Origin of the sequence: Klebsiella sp. CN_Kp097, assembly GCF_040064495.1 — a bacterium.
Taxonomy (GTDB): Bacteria; Pseudomonadota; Gammaproteobacteria; order Enterobacterales; family Enterobacteriaceae; genus Klebsiella; species Klebsiella aerogenes.
This window is the reverse complement of record NZ_JBEAIL010000007.1, coordinates 572,668-593,060: the sequence shown is the minus strand read 5'-3', so window position 1 is coordinate 593,060 and position 20,393 is coordinate 572,668. Positions and strand designations below refer to the sequence as shown.

At 51.2% G+C, this 20,393-nt stretch carries 24 protein-coding genes; 20 read left to right on the top strand and 4 right to left on the bottom strand.

The window, feature by feature from the left end; all coding sequences use genetic code 11:
• Window positions 1-166: 166 nt before the first annotated feature.
• Complete coding sequence (locus tag ABLV07_RS13225; protein WP_032708022.1) at window positions 167-1,438, bottom strand: PTS transporter subunit EIIC; 1,272 nt, start codon at window positions 1,436-1,438, stop codon at window positions 167-169.
• Between the two features lie 169 nt (window positions 1,439-1,607).
• Between ABLV07_RS13225 and ABLV07_RS13220 the strand changes: the two genes are divergently transcribed.
• From ABLV07_RS13220 to ABLV07_RS13190, 7 genes are all read left to right on the top strand, one after another.
• A complete protein-coding gene (locus tag ABLV07_RS13220; RefSeq protein ID WP_015705379.1) occupies window positions 1,608-1,919 on the top strand; it encodes a PTS sugar transporter subunit IIB in 312 nt (103 codons plus the stop codon).
• A 14-nt stretch (window positions 1,920-1,933) separates the two neighbouring features.
• Window positions 1,934-3,256, top strand: coding sequence for a PTS sugar transporter subunit IIC (locus tag ABLV07_RS13215; protein WP_015366646.1), 1,323 nt, complete (start codon window positions 1,934-1,936; stop codon window positions 3,254-3,256).
• A 24-nt stretch (window positions 3,257-3,280) separates the two neighbouring features.
• On the top strand, window positions 3,281-3,595 hold the full coding sequence (locus ABLV07_RS13210; protein WP_015705380.1) for a PTS lactose/cellobiose transporter subunit IIA: 315 nt from the start codon (window positions 3,281-3,283) through the stop codon (window positions 3,593-3,595).
• A gap of 43 nt (window positions 3,596-3,638) precedes the next feature.
• Window positions 3,639-4,544 carry an ROK family protein gene (locus ABLV07_RS13205; protein WP_015705381.1) on the top strand — a complete coding sequence of 302 codons (906 nt, stop codon included), beginning with the start codon at window positions 3,639-3,641 and terminating at the stop codon, window positions 4,542-4,544.
• Between the two features lie 77 nt (window positions 4,545-4,621).
• Entirely contained in the window at window positions 4,622-5,581 is a 960-nt protein-coding gene (locus tag ABLV07_RS13200) for a LacI family DNA-binding transcriptional regulator (RefSeq protein WP_015705382.1), read from the top strand.
• Between the two features lie 21 nt (window positions 5,582-5,602).
• Complete coding sequence (locus ABLV07_RS13195) at window positions 5,603-5,812, top strand: hypothetical protein (RefSeq protein WP_020078806.1); 210 nt, start codon at window positions 5,603-5,605, stop codon at window positions 5,810-5,812.
• Between the two features lie 266 nt (window positions 5,813-6,078).
• Window positions 6,079-7,014 carry an aldo/keto reductase gene (locus ABLV07_RS13190; RefSeq protein WP_348853299.1) on the top strand — a complete coding sequence of 312 codons (936 nt, stop codon included), beginning with the start codon at window positions 6,079-6,081 and terminating at the stop codon, window positions 7,012-7,014.
• Window positions 7,015-7,131: 117 nt separating this feature from the next.
• Here the strand turns inward: ABLV07_RS13190 and ABLV07_RS13185 are convergent, their stop codons facing one another.
• Together ABLV07_RS13185 and ABLV07_RS13180 are read right to left on the bottom strand one after the other, a co-directional pair.
• Window positions 7,132-8,313: an aldo/keto reductase gene (locus ABLV07_RS13185; RefSeq protein WP_045361125.1), complete on the bottom strand. Its 1,182-nt coding sequence runs from the start codon at window positions 8,311-8,313 to the stop codon at window positions 7,132-7,134.
• A 46-nt stretch (window positions 8,314-8,359) separates the two neighbouring features.
• Window positions 8,360-9,346: an aldo/keto reductase gene (locus ABLV07_RS13180; RefSeq protein ID WP_045360845.1), complete on the bottom strand. Its 987-nt coding sequence runs from the start codon at window positions 9,344-9,346 to the stop codon at window positions 8,360-8,362.
• A gap of 212 nt (window positions 9,347-9,558) precedes the next feature.
• Between ABLV07_RS13180 and ABLV07_RS13175 the strand changes: the two genes are divergently transcribed.
• Window positions 9,559-10,467 carry a LysR family transcriptional regulator gene (locus ABLV07_RS13175; RefSeq protein ID WP_015705386.1) on the top strand — a complete coding sequence of 303 codons (909 nt, stop codon included), beginning with the start codon at window positions 9,559-9,561 and terminating at the stop codon, window positions 10,465-10,467.
• A gap of 36 nt (window positions 10,468-10,503) precedes the next feature.
• Here ABLV07_RS13175 and ABLV07_RS13170 read toward each other — a convergent pair whose 3' ends face one another.
• On the bottom strand, window positions 10,504-11,403 hold the full coding sequence (locus ABLV07_RS13170; RefSeq protein WP_087877012.1) for a LysR family transcriptional regulator: 900 nt from the start codon (window positions 11,401-11,403) through the stop codon (window positions 10,504-10,506).
• 139 nt (window positions 11,404-11,542) lie between these two features.
• Here ABLV07_RS13170 and ABLV07_RS13165 point away from each other — a divergent pair, with 139 nt between their 5' ends.
• The 12 genes from ABLV07_RS13165 to ABLV07_RS13110 all read left to right on the top strand — a co-directional run bounded on the left by ABLV07_RS13165 (window position 11,543) and on the right by ABLV07_RS13110 (window position 20,386).
• Window positions 11,543-11,848, top strand: a complete 306-nt coding sequence (locus tag ABLV07_RS13165; RefSeq protein ID WP_045910563.1) for a hypothetical protein — start codon at window positions 11,543-11,545, stop codon at window positions 11,846-11,848.
• 11 nt (window positions 11,849-11,859) lie between these two features.
• Window positions 11,860-12,549: a type 1 glutamine amidotransferase domain-containing protein gene (locus tag ABLV07_RS13160; RefSeq protein ID WP_334662081.1), complete on the top strand. Its 690-nt coding sequence runs from the start codon at window positions 11,860-11,862 to the stop codon at window positions 12,547-12,549.
• A gap of 84 nt (window positions 12,550-12,633) precedes the next feature.
• Window positions 12,634-13,581, top strand: a complete 948-nt coding sequence (locus ABLV07_RS13155) for an aldo/keto reductase (protein ID WP_063447079.1) — start codon at window positions 12,634-12,636, stop codon at window positions 13,579-13,581.
• 102 nt (window positions 13,582-13,683) lie between these two features.
• Window positions 13,684-14,718, top strand: a complete 1,035-nt coding sequence (locus ABLV07_RS13150) for an amidohydrolase family protein (RefSeq protein ID WP_015705390.1) — start codon at window positions 13,684-13,686, stop codon at window positions 14,716-14,718.
• A gap of 150 nt (window positions 14,719-14,868) precedes the next feature.
• A complete protein-coding gene (locus ABLV07_RS13145) occupies window positions 14,869-15,441 on the top strand; it encodes an NAD(P)H-dependent oxidoreductase (protein WP_020078799.1) in 573 nt (190 codons plus the stop codon).
• 2 nt (window positions 15,442-15,443) lie between these two features.
• Window positions 15,444-16,463, top strand: a complete 1,020-nt coding sequence (locus ABLV07_RS13140; RefSeq protein ID WP_015705392.1) for an aldo/keto reductase — start codon at window positions 15,444-15,446, stop codon at window positions 16,461-16,463.
• Between the two features lie 38 nt (window positions 16,464-16,501).
• Window positions 16,502-16,879 (top strand): DUF1330 domain-containing protein, encoded by a 378-nt coding sequence (locus ABLV07_RS13135; RefSeq protein ID WP_015705393.1) that lies wholly within the window; start codon window positions 16,502-16,504, stop codon window positions 16,877-16,879.
• Between the two features lie 93 nt (window positions 16,880-16,972).
• The gene (locus ABLV07_RS13130) at window positions 16,973-17,521 is read left to right on the top strand and encodes an NAD(P)H-dependent oxidoreductase (protein ID WP_052320185.1); all 549 of its coding nucleotides are present in this window, start codon (window positions 16,973-16,975) and stop codon (window positions 17,519-17,521) included.
• A 40-nt stretch (window positions 17,522-17,561) separates the two neighbouring features.
• Window positions 17,562-18,257, top strand: a complete 696-nt coding sequence (locus ABLV07_RS13125; RefSeq protein ID WP_047740723.1) for an antibiotic biosynthesis monooxygenase — start codon at window positions 17,562-17,564, stop codon at window positions 18,255-18,257.
• Window positions 18,258-18,272: 15 nt separating this feature from the next.
• A complete protein-coding gene (locus ABLV07_RS13120) occupies window positions 18,273-19,007 on the top strand; it encodes a carboxymuconolactone decarboxylase family protein (RefSeq protein WP_185954395.1) in 735 nt (244 codons plus the stop codon).
• 554 nt (window positions 19,008-19,561) lie between these two features.
• On the top strand, window positions 19,562-20,014 hold the full coding sequence (locus ABLV07_RS13115) for a nuclear transport factor 2 family protein (protein WP_015705397.1): 453 nt from the start codon (window positions 19,562-19,564) through the stop codon (window positions 20,012-20,014).
• A 111-nt stretch (window positions 20,015-20,125) separates the two neighbouring features.
• Window positions 20,126-20,386: a hypothetical protein gene (locus ABLV07_RS13110; protein ID WP_131625406.1), complete on the top strand. Its 261-nt coding sequence runs from the start codon at window positions 20,126-20,128 to the stop codon at window positions 20,384-20,386.
• Window positions 20,387-20,393 lie beyond the last annotated feature (7 nt).

The following is a 20,393-nucleotide window of genomic DNA, read 5'->3' as shown; positions in this document are numbered from 1 at the left end:
GGAAATGTAAGGATCTAAAATGGAAATGTACATCCATTAACGGAAAGCGCTTTCCGTGTTTGCCGGATTGAATCACAAATTTGAGATCTTTGAGAATATTTTTGTGATGAATATCACTAATTAAGCTTCTGCCCACGAGAAATGGGCAGAAACAGCAAGAGGAGCGTTATTTTTCCAGCTGCATCAGCTGGCGTTCGTGAACCTTAAAGAATGGACGATAAAGCATCCATGCGTTGAAAAAGGCAAATAGGCACATGCACATATTCTTCCAGCTACCGTTGGCCGACCATGCAGCACCCAGCGGTGAGGGCATTGACCATGGCAGCATTGCAACGGCCCTGTCGAGGATACCCATTTGCGTCAAATACCAGGCTATACAGGCATTTATCAACGGAACAAAAACAAAGGGCAGTAAAAAAACCGGGTTCATGATGACGGGGAAGCCAAACAATATTGGCTCATTAATGTTGAACAGAGAAGGCAAAAGACCAATCTTTCCCACACTCTTCAACTGCCTTGAGCGGCTTCGTATTGCCATAAACACCAGTGGCAGCGTAGAGCCGATACCGCCAATCAACAGATAAAAATCCCAGAACCCCTGTAAATAAATATGGGGCAGCACAGCCTCTCCAGCGGCCAGGGCTCGCTGATTTTCAAACAGATAGGTGAGCCAGAACGGGTTCATGATCCCCGTAATGATCAGCGCGCCGTGAATACCGACGAACCATAAAAGATTACACAGAAACAAGGAGATAAGCACAGCCGTGAGAGTATCTGACGCTACAATGAGTGGGCGCAATGCTTCCCCAATCAGTTGCGGCAAAATCTGTCCGGTCGTCTGCAGCATCACGGCATTCATCACGCTGATGGAAAGCATAATCACCAGCAGCGGCATCAGCAGCTGGAAACCATTCCGTGTCATCACCGGCACCTCATCCGGCAAACGAATGCACCACCCTTTATTATAAAAAAACCTTATAATTTCAATCGAATATGCGCTTGAAATGAGGGCAGTAAAAAGCCCCATCCCTCCCAGAAAAACATTCGTCGCGCCATTATCCCGAAAACCGATAAACAGCAGAAAGGCGAGACATCCGGTGAGCCCGCATAACCGTTCCGGTAATTGATATTGCTTGGCAAGGCTGGCACTTGCACCAAATGCAACAATCAACGCCACCAGGCCGAGCGTCAGCTCAAAGGTTGGTAACAGCATCGGACGCAGCAGCAGATAAAAAGATCCGAATCGTGAGGTGCTTGAAATGGCGAACGGTGGAAACAGCATTGGCACCATCAGACTTCCCACGATGACAAAAGGCATTGCAAGAGAAAAGCCGTCTCGCATTGCTGTAATGTGTTGATTTTTAGTGATTATATTCGCCACCGGCGTGAGGCGTTGCTCTATCAAATCCACAGCAACATTCATCAAATGAATGTTCATAAGTCGACCTTAGTAGTTCTTGAATAGCAGGGATGATCGCGCACATTCATACAAAGTGAAAGGTGCTCTCAAGTGATCGTGGTCACAATTACCTTATCCGCAAACGGAAAGCGCTTTCCGTTTTGTTCCGTGGTGACTATATTCCAGCCATAAATTCAAAGGAGACGTTATGAAAAAAATCATGTTGTGTTGTTCTGCCGGGATGTCTACCAGCCTGCTGGTAAAAAAAATGGTCGATGAAGCGCACAGGCGTGGCCTGGAAGCGGAAATCAAGGCGTATGGCGTTGCCGAATTTGCCGAGCAGGTTGGTCACTACCAGGTGGTATTGCTTGGACCACAGGTGAAGTACATGCAAAGCGATCTACAGAAACAAGCCGATAAATACGGGATCCGCGTTGAGCCAATCAACATGATGGATTACGGCATGCAAAAAGGGGGCGCCGTTCTCGATTTCGCCCTCTCCCTGATAGATAACAAATAAAGAAGGGAAACCCTATGAGCTCTCTGTACGCAAAACTAATTCAGGTTATCGAAAAGAAAATTACTCCGATGGCGGGCGCCGTCGGCCAGCAAAAATATGTCACCTCCATTCGTGACGGCTTCATTACCGCTCTGCCGTTCATGATTGTGGGTTCTTTTATGCTGGTATTTATCTTCCCCCCCTTCTCGCCCGACACATCCTGGGGCTTCGCCAGGGCATGGCTGCAATTCTCGCTCGATCACCGTGAAGCTCTCATGCTGCCCTTTAACTTCAGCATGGGAATTATGACGATCTTTATTTCCGTCGGGATTGCCGCAAGTCTGGCCAAACACCACGATCTCGACGCACTTACCGCCGGGATGCTCTCTTTAATGGCCTTTTTGCTTGTCGCTGCGCCATTGAAGGACGGGCAGATTTCAACGGCCTACTTCTCCGGTCAAGGGATCTTTACCGCCATTCTGGTGGCTATTTACTCCACGGAACTTTACGCCTTCCTGAAGCGACATAATATTACCATCCGCCTGCCGCCGGAGGTCCCAACTGGCGTAGCGCGCTCGTTTGAGATCCTCATCCCGGTACTGGCAATCGTCATCACGCTGCATCCGCTGAACCTGCTTATTGAAGCGCAACTGGGGATGATTATTCCCGAAGCGATTATGTCGCTGGTGAAACCGCTGGTTGCCGCGTCCGATACGCTCCCCGCAGTGCTCCTCTCGGTGCTGGTGTGCCAGGTGCTCTGGTTTGCCGGTATCCATGGTGCGCTGATCGTCACCGGTATTATGAACCCTTTTTGGATGGCAAACCTGTCCGTAAACCAGGCGGCAATCGCCGCGGGTGAAGCTATCCCGCATATTTACGTTCAGGGTTTCTGGGACCATTACCTGCTAATTGGTGGTGTTGGCTCGACGCTGCCGCTGGCCTTCCTTTTGCTGCGCAGCAAAGCCATCCATTTGCGGACTATTGGGCGAATGGGCGTGGTACCAGGGGTGTTTAACATTAACGAACCCATTCTGTTTGGTGCGCCCATCATTATGAATCCTCTGTTTTTCCTGCCGTTTGTGCTGGTCCCGATGGTCAATGCCACCTTCGCATGGTTTGCACTGGATCTTGATTTAGTCAGCCGTGTGGTATCGATGACGCCATGGACAACACCTGCACCCATTGGCGCATCATGGGCAGCCAACTGGAGCTTCAGCCCTGTGATCCTGTGCCTGATATGCATGGTGACATCTGCCGTCATGTACTTCCCCTTCCTGAAGGCCTACGAAAAACAGCTTCTGGAACAAGAGCATGAAAACGCGGTTGAACATGCAGAAGATGCGGCTCAATCCGCCTGAAAGTAGAACATAGAGGAAAAAAACATGGAATTAGAAGAACAAGTTATGGGCATCATCATTAACGCGGGTCAGTCGCGCAGCCTTTGTTATGAAGCCCTCGGCTGCGCAAAGCAAGGTGATTTTGAAGCCGCAGATCAACTAATGAAAGAGGCGACTCATTTTGCCCGCGAAGCTCACCTTGTTCAAACCCAGCTCATTGAAGTTGATGAAGGCGAAGGGAAAACCAAAATGACGCTGGTGATGGTGCATGCGCAGGACCACCTGATGACCTCCATTCTGGCCAGGGAGCTGGTGACCGAACTTATTCACATTTACCGCACACGCCCGCACCAGGCATAACGACAGCAGAGAGGCCGCGGCCTCTCTTATGACAGAGGATTGTATGCATTATCTTGGACTGGATATCGGTGGCACAAAAATGGAAGCTGTATTGCTTTCAGCTCAAGGCGATTATCTCTGGCGTAAGCGCCAGCCGACTCAGAAAGAAAGTTACGCTGAATTTATGCTGCATCTGGTGAGCCTTATTGATGATGCCCGCGCGGCTAGCCCGGAACCCTTCACCGTAGGGGTCGGTCTGCCTGGCGCAATTGACCCGCAAACGGGGCTCATCAAAAATTGCAATTGCCTGGTTCTTAATGGTCACGATCTGAAAGCCGATCTTGCCGAACGTATCCGGCAGCCAGTGTGGATTGCCAATGACGCTGATTGTTTTACTCTCTCTGAAGCGGTAGATGGCGCAGGTGCAAAGGCTGACACCGTATTTGGTGTGATTATCGGTACGGGGTGTGGCGGTGGGATCGCCGTGCGCCGGCATTTGTTACAAGGCCCAAACGCCATTGCCGGCGAATGGGGGCACAACCCGCTTCCGGGGTACGTACCAGCGATTGATGGCCCCGCTCAGCCCTGCTACTGTGGCAAGCATAACTGTATTGAATCCTTTATTTCCGGTACCGGTTTTGCCCGTCGTTTCCCGGGAAACCTGACCTCTCAGGAAATTATCAACGCCGCAGAACAGGGAGATCCGAAGGCGCGCGAACACTGGCGGCATTTTATTGATGCATTTGCCCGTAGCCTGGCGTCAGTCATCAATATTCTGGATCCCCAGGTCATTGTGTTAGGAGGAGGATTGTCGAATGTCAGCAGAATCTACGATGATCTGCCTGTCGCTATTATTTCTTATCTCTTTTCTGAAACCTGCTATACGCGCATTGTTCCGGCGCGCTTTGGCGACGCCAGCGGCGTACGTGGCGCAGCCTGGCTTCCCCGGCTGAACGCGAACGAAACATAAGCGTCATGACCGGCGACGGGACGATTCTTCGTGAGGGTTATGTTAAGATGATGAAAACTCACCACGCAGAAAACGCTATGCCAACGATTGATGATGTATCTCGATTAGCCAATGTTTCCAGAGCAACGGTTTCCCGCGTGCTGACGGGGACCAGGGGTGTTCGCGAAGAGAGCCGTGAGGCGGTATTACGGGCTGTAGAAGAACTCAACTACCGCCCAAGCTTCGCCGCGCAAAACCTGGCGAGTCAGTCATCAAGCCATATCGGTGTGGTGCTTTCCTCACGTGAGGAAAGCAGTGGCGCACGTATTCTTCCCGCGCTTGCGCGCGCAATGAAAGTGCTGAACAAAACGCTGATCGTCCAGTATGTGGATAATGACGTCGAACATGCAGCTTCGGTAGATGATTTACAACGACAATGCGCCGCCGTTGTAGTGTTCGGACCAGTTGTACCGGGCAGTGGCGATAACGTGATTTCTTTCGACCGACCCGTGGTGGACGCGAAAAGTCAGGGCTACGATTTCGCCTTTGCTACGGAGAGCGCCTGCCGCTACATGATAGGTAAAGGCCATCGCAACATCGCGCTGGTTATCGATAACGAGACGGATGACGCAAGCAAGCGAATGGTTGAAGGTTATCGCAATGTGTTGCAGAACTACTCATTTCCGTTTAATCGCCAGTTGGTATTAACAGCCAATGAGAGTGTCGAACGCGCGCTGTTGACGCTTATTAATAGTCTGAGCAAGTTCTCTTCCATCGTAGTTAAGCGTGATGCTTACGCTGCGGAGGCCATGCGCCTCTTCCGCGAATTTAATATTGCCGTGCCTCAGGAGGTATCCCTCCTCAGTCTTGAGGATTCACCGTTGGCCACGCAGTTATATCCGCAACTGACCTGTATTTCATGGCCAATGGAACCCCTCCTGCACCAGTGCGTACAGCGTATTAAAAGCATCGTTGAGGGTCGTCCGCTTCGCGAAACGGAACTGCCACCGATAATTGGTAAGCTTACGCCTCGCCAGTCGGTGCTGGAAATGAGTTAAATATTTTTCAGGAGTGAAGATATGAATGCAGTCCAGCTTTTGTGTTCTCTGGCATTGATTTTGGTCGCATCCTTTCGCATTTTTGCGCAGGAACCAGGGCTCCCGCTGAAGGAACAGGTCAATACAGATGAAGGTACAATCTGCGTTTATGAACGCGGGGAACACCGTGAAAAAATCGTTATTCCTGTTGGTCAGGCGTGCCCGAAAACCTCAGCTAACAATAATGAATGATGTCAGCGTGTGGGCGCTGTCCTTGAATGTAAAATCCACTGACGATTACGCCCATCTGTGAAAATAGCTCACAACACCATTCGATGGCGCATGCTGGTTCCCTTCATGTCAGTGCAATACCCTGTCACATACAGAATTGCTGGCAATAAAAGAAGGAACACAGAATGAAGTATGTGAATCTGGGTCGTAGCGGTTTGCAAGTCTCCCGTCTTTGTCTCGGTTGTATGAGCTATGGTGAACCTGAACGCTTGCCTCAACCCTGATCCCTGGATGAGAAGGCGTCACGTCCGCTCATTCGCCAGGCGCTTGAAGCGGGCATTAATTTTTTTGATACCGCGAATATTTACTCGGGCGGAAGTTCTGAAGAGATCACTGGAAAAACGCTGAGAGAAATGGCCAGACGCGATGAGATCGTTGTGGCGACAAAGACCTTCTTTCCGTGGCGCAACTCACCCAATACCGGGTTTCTTTCCCGCAAGGCCATTTTTCAGTCTATTGACGACAGCTTGATGCGCTTAGGTATGGATTATGTGGATCTCTTTCAGATTCACCGCTTTGACCACTCAACGCCTGTTGAAGAGACCATGGAGGCTCTGCATGACCTCGTTAAATCAGGAAAAGTACGTTACATCGGCGCATCATCTATGGAAGCCTGGCGCTTTGCAAAAATGCAGCATACTGCAGAGCGTAACGGCTGGACCCGATTTATTACGATGCAACCGCAATACAACCTGCTTTACCGGGAAGAAGAGCGCGAGATGTTGCCCCTGTGTGAAGACCAGGGCGTTGGTGTGATCCCCTGGAGTCCGATGGCGCGGGGCAGGCTCACGCGAGACTGGAGTGTCACGTCCCGACGAACGCAAAACGATGCCTTTGCGTTAAAAATGTATGAGAACGCAGCCCTGCTGGATAAGCCCGTTATTGATGTTGTTGCCAGCATTGCTGAAAAGCACCATGTGCCAAGACCCCATGTTGCAATTGCCTGGTTGCTATCAAAAACGGTCATCACAGCACCGATCATCGGCGCGACGAAACCAGAACATCTTTCCACGGCTATCAGCGCGCTGGACTTTTCACTTAGCGATGCCGAAATCATGGAGCTCGAGGCACACTATCTGCCGCACCCCGTCGACGGGATCATCCCCCCACTTCCGGATACGCCACCTTCACTCACGCCGCCTTCAGCAATACAGGACTGTTAATGCCCTAAGCGCGTTATGATTTAGTCCATTCATATGGTTTATCCCTGACAATAACACAGAGGGAGACATTATCTACAGTCTCCCTGTGACAGTAAGTATAAAGGTGGCCATCACCGTTTAACTTTTATCAAACTGACTTTCGGTAAACGGATCTGCGCGACCGCCCTGCAATGGGATCCTGGCAAGCGCTGCATCGATTTCGCTTAATTCGCTGTCCGTCAACCGGACTTGCGGTGCACCACTGTTTTCTATTAGGTGCGGATATTGCGTCGTACCCGGTATGGGGACTATCCATGGCCGCTGTGCCATCACCCAGGCCAGTGCGAACTGAACCGGAGTGGTGTTTTTGCGGCGGGCCCACGATTGCGCGAATTCAAGCAGTACCATGTTTTTGGCCAGTGCATCGGGCTGGAAGCGTGGCAGGTTATGCCGCCGATCGGTGCTGTCGAACCGCTGATCTGGATTGACTGCTCCGGCAAGGAAACTCCGGGCGGTCGGGCAGTAAGGTACAAAGCCGATACCCAGCTCTTCGAGCGTTGGAAATATCCGTGTCTCCGGTTCACGCCACCACATGGCATACTCACTCTGCACTGCAGTCACAGGGAGTACCGCATGTGCGCGGCGGATTGTCCTGGCACTCGCTTCCGACAATCCCCAGTGTTTCACTTTACCCTCCTGGATCAACGCCTTCACGGTTTCCGCCACATCCTCAATCGGCACATTCGGATCGGGGCGATGTTGATAAAGCAGATCGATGTGGTCCGTTTTCAGACGCTTTAGCGAGCCCTCTACGGCGCGGCGGATGTGGTCAGGATGGCTGTTGAGGGAGGTTGGCTTCCCCTCCTCCACGCCGAAACCGAACTTAGTCGCAATCACCACACGATCGCGAACGGGGGCCAGTGCTTCCCCGACAAATTCTTCACTGAGATGGGGGCCATACACCTCGGCAGTATCAAAGAACGTGATGCCTTGTTCGAAGGCTGCCCGGATGAGCGAAACCATGGCTTTACGATCGCGCGGACCACCGCCGTAATACCCCACCATGGGCAGACACCCCAGCCCCATGCTTGAAACCTCCAGCGAGCCGAGTTTACGCGTGGTTAAGGTCTCCTTCTGGACGGGAACAGCATCCGAAGGGTCTTTCGACGTGTCCTGACCAGCCGGTTTAGCCATCACTGCTCCGCTCCTGCCAAGGGTGGTAGCGGCCAACGCCAGACCGGCGCCGGCGATCAGAAAATTGCGACGATCCCGGGAAGCGGGTACAGAAGCAGAATGCTGGTCATGCATCATCTTGCTCATAAACTGGAACTCCCTAAAGCGAAGAAAGGATTCATTAATTTGATCATTACCAGGCATAAGCCTGGGGTGCTTCTCCCCCGGGCCCGGGCCAGATTTCGTCGAGGCAGCTCATGGTGTCGTCTGATAGCGTGATTGTCGTGGCGTGAAGCGCCTCCCGGAGTTGTTCGACCGTACGTGGCCCGATAAGTGGAGCAGTAACGACAGGATTCTGCAGGAGCCACGCAAGCGCCACATCGGAAGGGGTTTCGCCGAGGTCCTCACATAATCCTTCGTAGGCTTCCAACTGCGGACGATACTGTTCGATAAGACGGGAAAACTCGGGCCTGGCACGGCGCCCGCTTGCCATCTTTTTCAGTACGCCGCCAAGCAACCCTCCGGCAAGTGGGCTCCAGGGAATCAGTCCCAGCCCAAAATGACGGCATGCGGGAATGACCTCCAGCTCAATAGTTCGGGCAGTCAGATTGTAGAGACTTTGCTCAGCAACCAGGCCCAGGGAATGACGGGCCGTAGCAACTGACTGTGCAGTCGCAATGTCCCAGCCCGCGAAATTGCTGCTACCGATATAAAGGACTTTTCCCTGCTGAACAAGGAGTTCCATGGCCTGCCAGATCTCTTCCCATGGCGTACAGCGATCGATGTGATGCATCTGATAGACGTCAATATGGTCGGTCTTAAGCCGTCGCAAACTGTCCTCACAGGCTTTGCGAATATGGTAAGCAGAAAGACGCCGATCGTTCGGACCTGGCCCCATTGGCTGATAGACTTTCGTCGCCAGAACGATACGGTCACGGCGGCCACCCTGCTGGAGCCAGCGACCAATAATTTCTTCAGACAGCCCCGAACCTTGCTGGATATCGGGTGATTGTTCAGTGCCATACACATCTGCTGTATCAATGAAATTTATACCTGCCTCAAGCGCTTCATCCAGAATGCGGGCGCTGGTTTTCTCGTCGGTGACGTCACCAAAATTCATGGTTCCGAGACAAAGGCGGCTGACTCTCAGGCCGGTGCGGCCAAGATGCGTATAGTTCATACACGGCTCCGTTAAGTGAATGTTCCGCCCTGACCGACGGCCAGAGCGCATAATTTTCAAGAATAACGAAGCACAACGTGTTCAGTGAGAGGCGATGAGTGGATGGACTTGTGAAAAAAATTCAGCAACGGATTAGCCCTGGTCGGTCTAATGTGTATATCATTTCCGTATCAACGCATTCGGCCTTTAACGCACAAGGAAAACTATTCTGTATGCAAATAAGCAGAGCTGATGTCGCCGATCTCATTTATTTCATGGCTATTGCACGTCATCGCAGTTTCAGCCGTGCGGCGATTGAATTAGGTGTCAGTGCATCAGCGCTTAGTCATGCTCTGAAGGGACTGGAAACCCGGCTCGGGGTTCGCCTGCTTAATCGTACGACCAAGAGCGTTACCCCTACGGCTGCAGGTGAAGAACTGGTTCAGTCTGTCCTTCAGCCTTTCGACAAGATAGAAGGCGCGCTTGAATCGCTTAACCGGTATCGTAATACCCCTACCGGACGTATCCGCATCAATGCTGCCGTTGAAGCGGCCAATCTTTTGCTTGCGCCGGTCATGCCTGCGTTTATGGATCGCTATCCCGATATTGAAATTGATATTGTGGCCAGCAACCGTATGGTTGACGTCACTGATGCGGGCTTCGATGCGGGTATCCGCTATGGTGGCACCGTCCCGGAAGACATGGTTGCCCGCCGTTTATCTGCCGATATTCGCTGGGTTATCGCAGCATCCCCCGACTACCTGGAACGTTACGGAACACCTGAACATCCGGATGATTTGTTACACCATCGCTGTATAAGCAATCGTCTCGGCGACGATCGGATTTATCGCTGGGAACTTGAGCGAGACGGCGAAACGTACCAAATCACTGTGCCAGGCTCTGTGACGGTCAATCAGGCTGAAACGGGCCTTGTGGCCGTATTAGGCGGAGCCGGCCTGATGTATTTTCCGGAGCCTCTTGTTGCACCCTATGTGAAGGATGGACGGCTCCGCCTGGTGCTTACGGAGTGGTCCCCGCTGGAGGAAGGTTTTCATATCTATTATTCAAGCCGCCGGCAACTACCGACCGGGCTTCGCCTTCTGATTGAGTTCATCCAGGAGGCCAGGCCGCTGGGGTTGTGAAATAGCACTTCCATGCGGGACGATGCGTTATCGTCTTTATCGCCCCGTAACGGATATCAGAAAATCAATCAGGGCCTTCACTCTTTTCGTTTTGCCCGCGTTTTTGGGGTAATAGAGATACACTGGCGGGTAGGTTTTCCAGTAGCTCTCCATCACGGGTATAAAGCGCTCCCTGTCCGGCTGTAACTGTAAGATGGGTTCAAACAAACGTCCGATTCCCAGGCCGTTACGGATCCCGTCTGCCATAACGTCAATATCGTTGCTGATTAACTGCCCGGGCATCTCAACCGTCAACTGCTCTCCGCGATCGTTCAGAATCAACGGAAGGATGCGGTTGTTAGTGATAAAACGGTAGCCAATCAGCTTGTGTTGACTGAGGTCAGCCGGCACCTCGGGCATTCCATGCTCGCTGATATAAGCTGAGGATGCATATAACCCTTCACGAAAGGGTTTCATTAACGGCCGCGCCACTACCCCACCTTCGAGGATATCGCCAAAACGGATCCCAAGATCAAAACGCTCTTCGATAACATTCACGGTACCGTCGTAAACCGAAATTTCAAGCTGTACACCCGGGTATTGCTGACAGAATTCCGCCATGGCAGGCTTAAGAATTAACAGATAGGCAAAACGCGAGAGCGTGATTCGCACGATACCAGAGGGCTCCTGATTCTGGTCGCGAATGCTTTCAAGCGAATTTTCCAGCGACTCCACCGCCGCAGCGGTCTGTTCCAGCAACAGCTGCCCAGTTTCCGTCAGCTCAATACGGCGGGTCGTACGCACAAAAAGCGGATGGCCAATATGATCTTCCAGCAGCTTAAGCGCATTGCTGACGGAGGGAGGCGTAATTTCCAGTTTTCTTGCGGCTGCCGAAATATTGCCCTCACGTGCAATGCTCTGAAAGATGCGTATCTGGTTATACAGGGCGTTATTCATAATGTGTTCCTAAAGCAATCTCCGCCTGATTATTAAGTACAGTCTAAAGATGCTTAAGTCAATGCTCCTCTAATATTCGTGAAATTCGCCTCTTATACTTTTATCTCTTTCTACAACGACCTGAGTTCAGGAGACTATGATGCGAATTTTATGTCTGGATATCCCCGCACCTGGAGCATCGCTGGAAAAATATGCTCCACACCTTAACGCTGAAGCGCTACACGCCTGGGGATTGTATAAATCCGGCTTCATCCGCGACATCTACTTCCGTCAGGACAGACCTGGCGTCGCTATTTTTCTTGAATGTGACTCTGTCGATGAAGCGATGAACGTAATGGCCGAATTCCCGCTGGCAAAAGCTGGCTTATTAAGCTTTGAGTGCATTCCGCTTGGCTCCTTTATTAACTGGGAAAATCTCTTTGCCGCTGAATTTAAAAATAAATAGTGAGGCCCGATATGAAACCTGCAGATAAACCCGTGCTGTGTGTCGTTTCCAGTCATCCGATTAAAGGCGCATCCGGTGTACCAACCGGTTTTTTCCTGGCTGAGCTGACGCATCCGCTGAAAGTACTGGAAGATGCCGGACTAAAAACGACGATAGCCAGCATTCGCGGGGGACAGCCGCCGGTGGATGGATTTGACCTCAGTGACTCTGTCAACGCCTGGTTCTGGAACGAAACCGATTTTCAGCAGCGCCTGGCCACAACGCCTGCGTTATCTGAGCTGAACGGTACCGATTACAGCGCCGTTTTCTTTGCAGGCGGCCATGGAACCATGTGGGATTTCCGTTATAGCCAGGATGCCCAGCGTATTATCCGCGAAGTGTATGAAAGTGATGGGATTGTCTCAGCCGTCTGCCACGGGCCTGCGGCACTGGTTGACGCAAAGCTCAGCAGCGGCGAATACCTGGTGAAAGGCAAAAACGTGGCGGCCTTTACCAACAAGGAAGAGGAAGAAGTTCACACCACAGATGTGGTTCCCTACCTGCTTGAGACTGCACTCCGCGAGCATGGCGCGCTTCATCATGAAGCCCCGAACTGGTCTGAAAACGTGGTTACCGACGGACGCCTTATCACGGGGCAGAATCCCGCTTCAGCGCACGGTGCCGGTGTGGCGCTGTTAAATGCCCTCCGCCAGCCAACTTAATTCATTCATCTGTCTTTCATCGTTACTCACCCTCTTTGGCCGGTTTACGTCAGCAACGTTCCGGCCTTTTTTCAGGAGCTGAATATGAAAACTCTTCCTCCAGTCGCGCTCGGCACATGGTCCTGGGGCACAGGCTTCGCCGGTGGTGACACCGTCTTCGGCAATCATCTTTCTGATACTCAGATGGCAGACGTGTTCACCACGGCCATGAGTAAGGGTCTCAACCTCTGGGATACCGCAGCAGTATATGGCATGGGGAGTTCCGAGGCAGCGCTGGGAACATTAGTCCGTCAGTTCCCCCGCGAGGATATGATTTTATCCACCAAATTCACGCCGCAGATTGCGAACGAGCAGTCTGCACAGCCTGTCAGCGATATGCTTGAAGCCAGCCTCGGACGCCTGGGCGTGGACGCGATTGATATCTACTGGATCCATAATCCCCTCGACGTCGAAAAATGGACGCCAGGACTGATCCCACTTTTACAAAGCGGTAAGGTAAAACGCGTAGGTGTTTCCAACCACAATCTGGCACAAATCAGACGCGCCAATGAAATCCTTAACGCTTCCGGTTATTCCCTCAGTGCAGTACAAAATCACTACAGCCTGCTCTATCGCGCTTCTGAAGAGGCCGGGATCCTTGATTATTGCCGACAAAATAACATCACGTTCTTTGCTTACATGGTCCTGGAGCAAGGCGCGCTCAGTGGTCGTTATGATTCAAATCATCCCATGCCTGCCGGGAGTGGCCGGGCCGAAAGTTATAACGCAGTACTGCCGCAGATAGAAAGACTAACCGCCGCCATGAAAAAAATGGGAGCCGAAAGGAATGCCAGCGTGGCACAGATAGCCATCGCATGGGCTATTGCGAAAGGTACCCTTCCCCTCGTTGGTGCGACTAAAGTCCATCACGTTCTGGACGCCGCCTGCGCTTCAGACATCCAGTTACGCGATGAGGAAATCATCCTGCTGGAACAACTCGCCGCAGAGACCAGAGTGGATACACGAGGCGCCTGGGAAAAACCGATGGTGTAAAGCCCGTCCGGAACAGACTGTCATGAATGACACACACGAACGGGCTGTTCCGGGTGATTCTAATCTGTATCAATTTTACTGCTTTGTATGAATGGTGAGAATATGAAAATCATTTGCCTCGAAGAACATTATCTCGACAGCGAGTTAGGGCGAGCGTGTATGCCTGTTGCGCTTGAGCAGGCACCTTTCCTTGGCGACTGGGGGAAAACCGTCGCTGATGGTCATAATCCTGACCGAAGCCGGCCGCAGATAGAAAAGAATGCGCTGATAAACGCGAAAGGCGCTGATTTGGGAAGCCGCCGCCTCAGGGATATGGATGAGGCGGGAATTACCCTGCAGATACTCTCTGTGGGCGGATTCCCCCAACTGGCACCCGAGGATGAAGCGGTAACATTAAATACGGCGGCAAACGATCGCCTTGCCGAGGCGGTAAGAAATCACCCAGATCGCTTCGCGGCATTTGCCACACTTCCCTGGGCACAGCCGAAAGATGCTGAAAATGAGCTTGTCCGCGCAGTTGAAAAACTAGGATTTAAAGGAGCACTGCTGAATGGCAGACCCTCTTCATGCTTTCTCGATCATCCTGACTATGACTCCCTGCTTTCCCGCTTTAATAAACTGAATGTGCCACTCTATCTTCATCCCGGATTACCGCTTAAAAGCGTACAGCAGGCCTACTTCACGGGCTTCAGCGCAGAGGTCAACGCCAGGCTTTCTATGTTTGGCTGGGGCTGGCATCACGAAGCGGGGATCCATTTGTTGCGGCTGATGTTATCGGGCGCATTTGATAAATATCCCAACATGCAGGTAATCAGTGGCCACTGGGGGGAGATGTTACCCTTCTGGCTCCAGCGTCTTGATGACAGCCTACCACTGGCTGCAACGGGTCTGTCACGCACGCTAACGAGAACCTTCCAGGAACACGTTTACGTTACCCCGTCAGGTATGCTGACACTGCCGCACTTCAAGTTTATCTACGAGTTAATGGGGGCAGAAAGGATCCTGTTCTCCGTCGATTATCCCTATCAGACCCTGGACGGTGTAAAAACCTTTATAGACAGTCTGCCCGTCAACAAGGCTGAAAAAGAGGCCATCGCATTTCGCAATGCAGAACGTTTACTGGGCATCACGGCGTAGTTCACGGGTTCGTGATGACCGGTACAATGAGAACAGTTGACCATTATTAGTTTTTGTCTAAAAGTGAATGAGTCTTTACTACTCTAAAAAAAATAATGGTGTCACTCTATACTGGGTTAAACATTCACCAAATATATTTAACTCATTGAAATGAAGAATATCCTTATTGTTTCAGGCCATCCTGAGCTTACCCATTCCGTCGCCAACGCCACTATCCTTGATGAAGTGGCGACCGCCCTTCCCGATGCTGAAATTCGTCGTCTGGACTGGCTCTATCCGGACGGCAAATTCAATATCGCTGCGGAGCAGGAAAGCCTGCTCAGGGCTGATGTGATTGTCTGGCAGTTTCCTTTTTCCTGGTATGGGCTGCCCGGGTTAATGAAACATTGGCTGGACGAGGTCTTTGTCCACGGCTTCGCGCATGGCTCAACGGCGAAACTGGGCGGTAAAAAGCTGATCCTCTCCTTCACTACAGGGGCGCCACAGGCGCTCTATACCGCTGACGGTTTCTTTGGCCATGCCATTGAAGAATATCTTATTCCGTTCGAGACCACGGCAAAACTGTGCAATCTTGAGCTGCTGGCGCCGGTTTATACCTGCGGTATCAGCTATGCCGACCGGGATGCCGACAAAATAGCGCAGCAAAAAACGCTTGCCCGGGAACACGCTTCAAGGCTTGTCGATCTGCTCAATTCCGTCGTGAATAATCCAGAGGGAGAATAACGATGCAGTATACCCGGCTCGGTAAAAGTGACTTACTGGTCTCCCGCATCTGTATGGGATGTATGGGGTTTGGCGACCCGTTAACGGGCCAGCATCGCTGGACGCTGGACGAAACAGCAAGCCGGGACATCATCCGCTACGGTCTCGAAAAGGGTATCAATTTTTACGATACCGCCATCGCCTATCAGAACGGCTCCAGCGAGCGATACGTTGGCCGGGCGCTGCGGGAGATGGCAAAACGCGAGGACGTGGTGCTGGCCACCAAGTTTCTGCCGCGAACCGCCGAGCAAATTGCCGCGGGGATCGGCGGAAAAGAGGCAATAGCCCGATCGCTCGACCAGAGCCTACAGAATCTGGGGATGGACTACATCGACCTCTACATCTACCACATCTGGGATTACAACACGCCAGTTATTGAGGTGCTTGAAGCGCTTCATGCCGCCGTTACTGCGGGGAAAGTGCGCGCTATTGGTATTTCCAATTGCTATGCTTGGCAGCTTGCGAAAGCGAACGCCCTTGCCGAACGCGAAGGGCTGACGCCCTTTGTCTCTGTGCAAAGCCACTACAACCTGATTATGCGTGAAGATGAACGAGAGCTCTTCGGTCTGTGCGCTGAAGATGATATCGCCATGACCCCCTATAGCGCGCTGGCCAGCGGTCGTCTCTCCCGGAAAGAAGGCCACACGCGGCGAGCCACCGAGGATGCCTATGCCCGCGGAAAATATGACAGCACGGCTGAACAGGATCGGATCATTATCGAGCGCGTCTCCGAGCTTGCTGAACGGCATCAGGTGTCCATGACGGAAATCTCACTCGCCTGGCTGCTGACAAAAGTCACGTCACCTGTCGTAGGGGCCACAAAAAAAGATCACGTCGATGGCGCGGTAAACGCCGTAAATCTTCAACTGAGCCCGGAGGAAATCCGGTTTCTGGAAGAAACCTACCAGCCGCACGTTCTGACGGGGATCATGGCGCAAAACACGCCGCAAACTAAAGACGCCAGGCAGGTCTGGACGCGGTAGCCCTTATTCTCTTTCATGAAAGGTTATGAGGAGGAAGGATGATTTTTAAAACAGTGGTAGCCACTCTTTTCACACTCTCCGGGCTCGCGCCAGCCCTGGCAGCAACGCCTGCTTATTACATCGCAGAGTTTCAGGCGACCGATCTTGACGCTATCAAACCGTACAGCGCTCAGGTTGAATCCACCTTCAGACCTTTTGGTGGACGCTTCATCGTCAGAGGAGGTGAACCCGATGTTAAAGAAGGGTTTGGAGCACAGGGCAGACTGGTTGTAATCAAGTTTGAGAGTCTCAAAAATGCCCAGGACTGGTATAGCTCGGTCGCGTACCAGAAGATCATTCCTATCCGACACCGTGCTGGCAATTCGCGAACCTATATCGTAGAAGGATTGCCAGAACTGGCTCCTGTTACACCATAGCGTTTTACAGTCCTGTTAAGACAAAGGAGGTTTATGATGGTGTTACTTCAGCGCAGAGCAGCAGCATTGTTTTTGTTTGCCTTTATCTTCCTCATGCCCGTTAGTCATGCTTATAGCCGTGAAAAGACCGACATTAAAACGCTCGTTATCGTCTCTCACCCTTATCCGGAACGCTCAGTTCTGACAAAAGGGCTGCAGGAAGCCGCTGAGAGTCTGGAAGGCGTGACGGTTCGCAACCTTGAGACGCTGTATGGCTATGACACACGTCGGATTAATGGCGACGCGGAGCGAAAAATGATGCGTGAGCACAGGCGTGTTGTTTTTATCTTCCCGACACACTGGTTCAACATTACACCAATGATGAAGGCCTGGCTGAATGAAACCTGGGGAAGTGTCGGACCCGGTCTTTGGCAGGGAAAGGAGATGTTTGTTGTCAGTACGGCTGCGGGGGGAAGCTCCACTTACGGGACGGACGGCAGGATCGGGGTATCGCTTGCGGATGTGTTTTTACCGATGAAGGCAAGCGCCCTGCACGCAGGTATGACGTGGCTTCCTCCCCTGGTCTTTGAGAGCGCCAGCAGCGATCGGTTACCTTCTTACCAACACCAACTTATAGAACGTCTTAAACAGCCATTTCAGTAAAAGGATCATCGTGAAAAAGACTCTTATGCTTTTAATTTGCATGCTGATAAGCAGCCCTGTCTTTGCAACAAAACTGGACGCGCCGGATAAGCGAGTGATGAATCTCTTTGAGCTCGGCGTCAGGCCCGATCGGGACAAAGATTTTGCAGACGTAGCCAGACAGACGATTTCCGCTTCGGTTGATCATGAAGTAGGTACACTGGCGATGTACGCCCTGCACCGCAGCGACAATCCACATAAGGCATTCATGGTCGAACTCTATGAAAACGAGAGTGCTTACCGCAAACATCTAAATGCTAAACCATACAAGGCATTCGCTGCCTGGGCACCTGACATTATCGATTGGAAAAATAAAATCACTCTGGAGCCCCAATTTCTGGGGGACAAACACATCATACCGAATGAGCGAACCATTAATAATCTGGTGTTCGTCGAGGTAAAGCCTGAATTTCAGACCGAATTTAAAAACATCGTCCTGCCCGAAATGGCGGAATCGCTCAAAGTAGAGAAAGGCGTATTAACGATGTATGCCGCTACAGACTCGCAGACTCCGAACCGCTGGTATTTCTATGAGATTTACGCCAGTGAGGAAGCGTATCAACTGCACCGACAAACGCCACACTTCCGTGACTATCTCAGGCAAACGGCGCATATGAGCGCCAGTAAAGACGCTATCCCGGTAAAACCGGTATTTCTTCGTAACAAAGGCGGAATCAAACAGGAACCGCACCGTTGACCAGTGAGGATTAACATGAAAAGCGTAATTGCAGCGGCGGCCATGTCGCTTGTTATTTCTGATTTTGCTACCGCTGAGGAAACAAGAGGTAAAGCGATGATGAAAATTGAACCTTCAGCGATTTCGGAAGCTGATATTCGGTCTGTCTCACCGGCTCTTGCGCGCTTTGGTCGAGAAGTGATTACTGAAGATCTGTGGACACGCGATGCCCTCTCGCCCAGGGATCGTAGTATGGTGACCGTCGGCATGCTAATTGCCAGAAACCAGCCTGGCGACCTTAAGCACTATATAGGCATTGCCCTTGATAATGGCGTTACGCCAGCGGAATTGTCAGAAATCATTACCCATCTGGCGTTCTACTCAGGTTGGTCAAATGCCATGTCAGCCGTCAGCGTTACCAAAGCAGTATTTGAAACTCGTGGCGTCACGGCAGATGCACTTCCTGACGCTTCTCCGGACCTGCTTCCTCTCAATCAGGAAGCAGAAAAGCAACGTTCAGAGACAGTGGAAAAAAATGTTGGCCCAATATCTCCAGGCCTGGTTAAATTTACTGCTGGCCCCCTGTTCCTGGATCTCTGGCAAAGACCCGCGCTGAAACCCCGCGACAGAAGCCTGATTACGGTCAGCGCGTTAATCGCATCCGGACAGAGTGCGCAGATTGGCTATCACCTTAACAGGGCGATGGATAATGGACTTTCAGCTGAGGAGGCTGGTGAGATCGTTACCCAGGCCGCCTTCTATGCTGGCTAGCCAAACGCATTTACCGCTGCTCCGGTTGTCGGAGAGGTGCTAAACAATCGATCATCGAGTAAAAGGTAATATTACTGAACACTAAAACCTGACGCACATCACAAAATTAGAACGAACAGTTCATGAACCAACAGGCGTGACATCGAGTGATTTATGGACAGCGTTTAACACAGTTATGAACCAAAACTGAGTTCATAACTGTGAGTTTGAATCGCCATTTGATTAATATCCATTTAAAACAGTTTGTTATACTGTTTCTGGTGCTGTCGTAAATTATGTATATTCCTCAAACCCAGAATAGTTAAATTGAATTAACCATGCTATTTGTGGTGATTAGCTACACCTCTCCCGCAAAGCAGACCAAACTGCCCTTTTTTCTTCTTAAGTAAAAGCAGCTTGATCTAAACGAGTCGATGCCGCAGATTCAAGACCTCCATTTGATCATGGAGTCATCTCAATCAGCCGCAAACTCAACAGTCTGAAAAGTCGCTGAGTGGACGGTTCATTCACCTGACAGGCCTGAAGCCTGACATCAAACCATCGCTGGAGGAAGCATGCTTAAAAAATCGATAGTCGCCCTTTCATTGTTTTTCGCTCTGACGCCCGCCGTTTTTGCGGGCAATAGCGAAAGCGAGCTGTTGAATAAAAAGAATGTGATTGATTTTTATAATAAGGCCTTGAATGAAAAAGACTTCTCTGCCGCCAGGCCCTATCTCGGGGATCGCTATGTACAGCACAATCCGATGGCAAAAGATGGCGTGGAAGGCTTCGAGCAGTTTATCGCTTTTCTGAAGAGTAAATATCCCGACTCGCACAGCGAAATTAAGCAGGCATTCGTCGACGGAGATAACGTGATCTTGCATGTTGAAGTGACCGGTCGTGAGCCAGGCGTTACGCGGGCTATCGTGGATATCTTCCGCCTCAACGAACAGCACAAAATCGTTGAACATTGGGATGTTACCCAAAACGTTCCGCAAAAAACCGCCAGCGGCAACGGCATGTTCTAAGACCTTTGACTCACGCTCTTGCTTTCCCTTTTTTCATTCGTACAGAAGATTGCTTGTTTAAATAATTTATTTACTTTACTGTAAAGTAAATAAATTCATGAGATCACACTGATGCTCAACGAAAGAAATTGGGGAAAGCTTCTTTATTTCATTGGCTTATGGATTTTTAGCTCCAGTGCTGTTGCTGGTTTGCCAAACTTCAGCAGTGAATACTTGCGCGCATCACCATGTGTTGCAACCCGCAAATTGTTCACAATCAACTCCTACGGCGTGGCAAAACAGATACCGCCCTTGCCTTTTTCTCCTCTTCCGGCTGACGACGAGCTAAACGAACCAACTGACGCGTTTGCTATGCAAAAATCCCTTAACTGACTAAAGG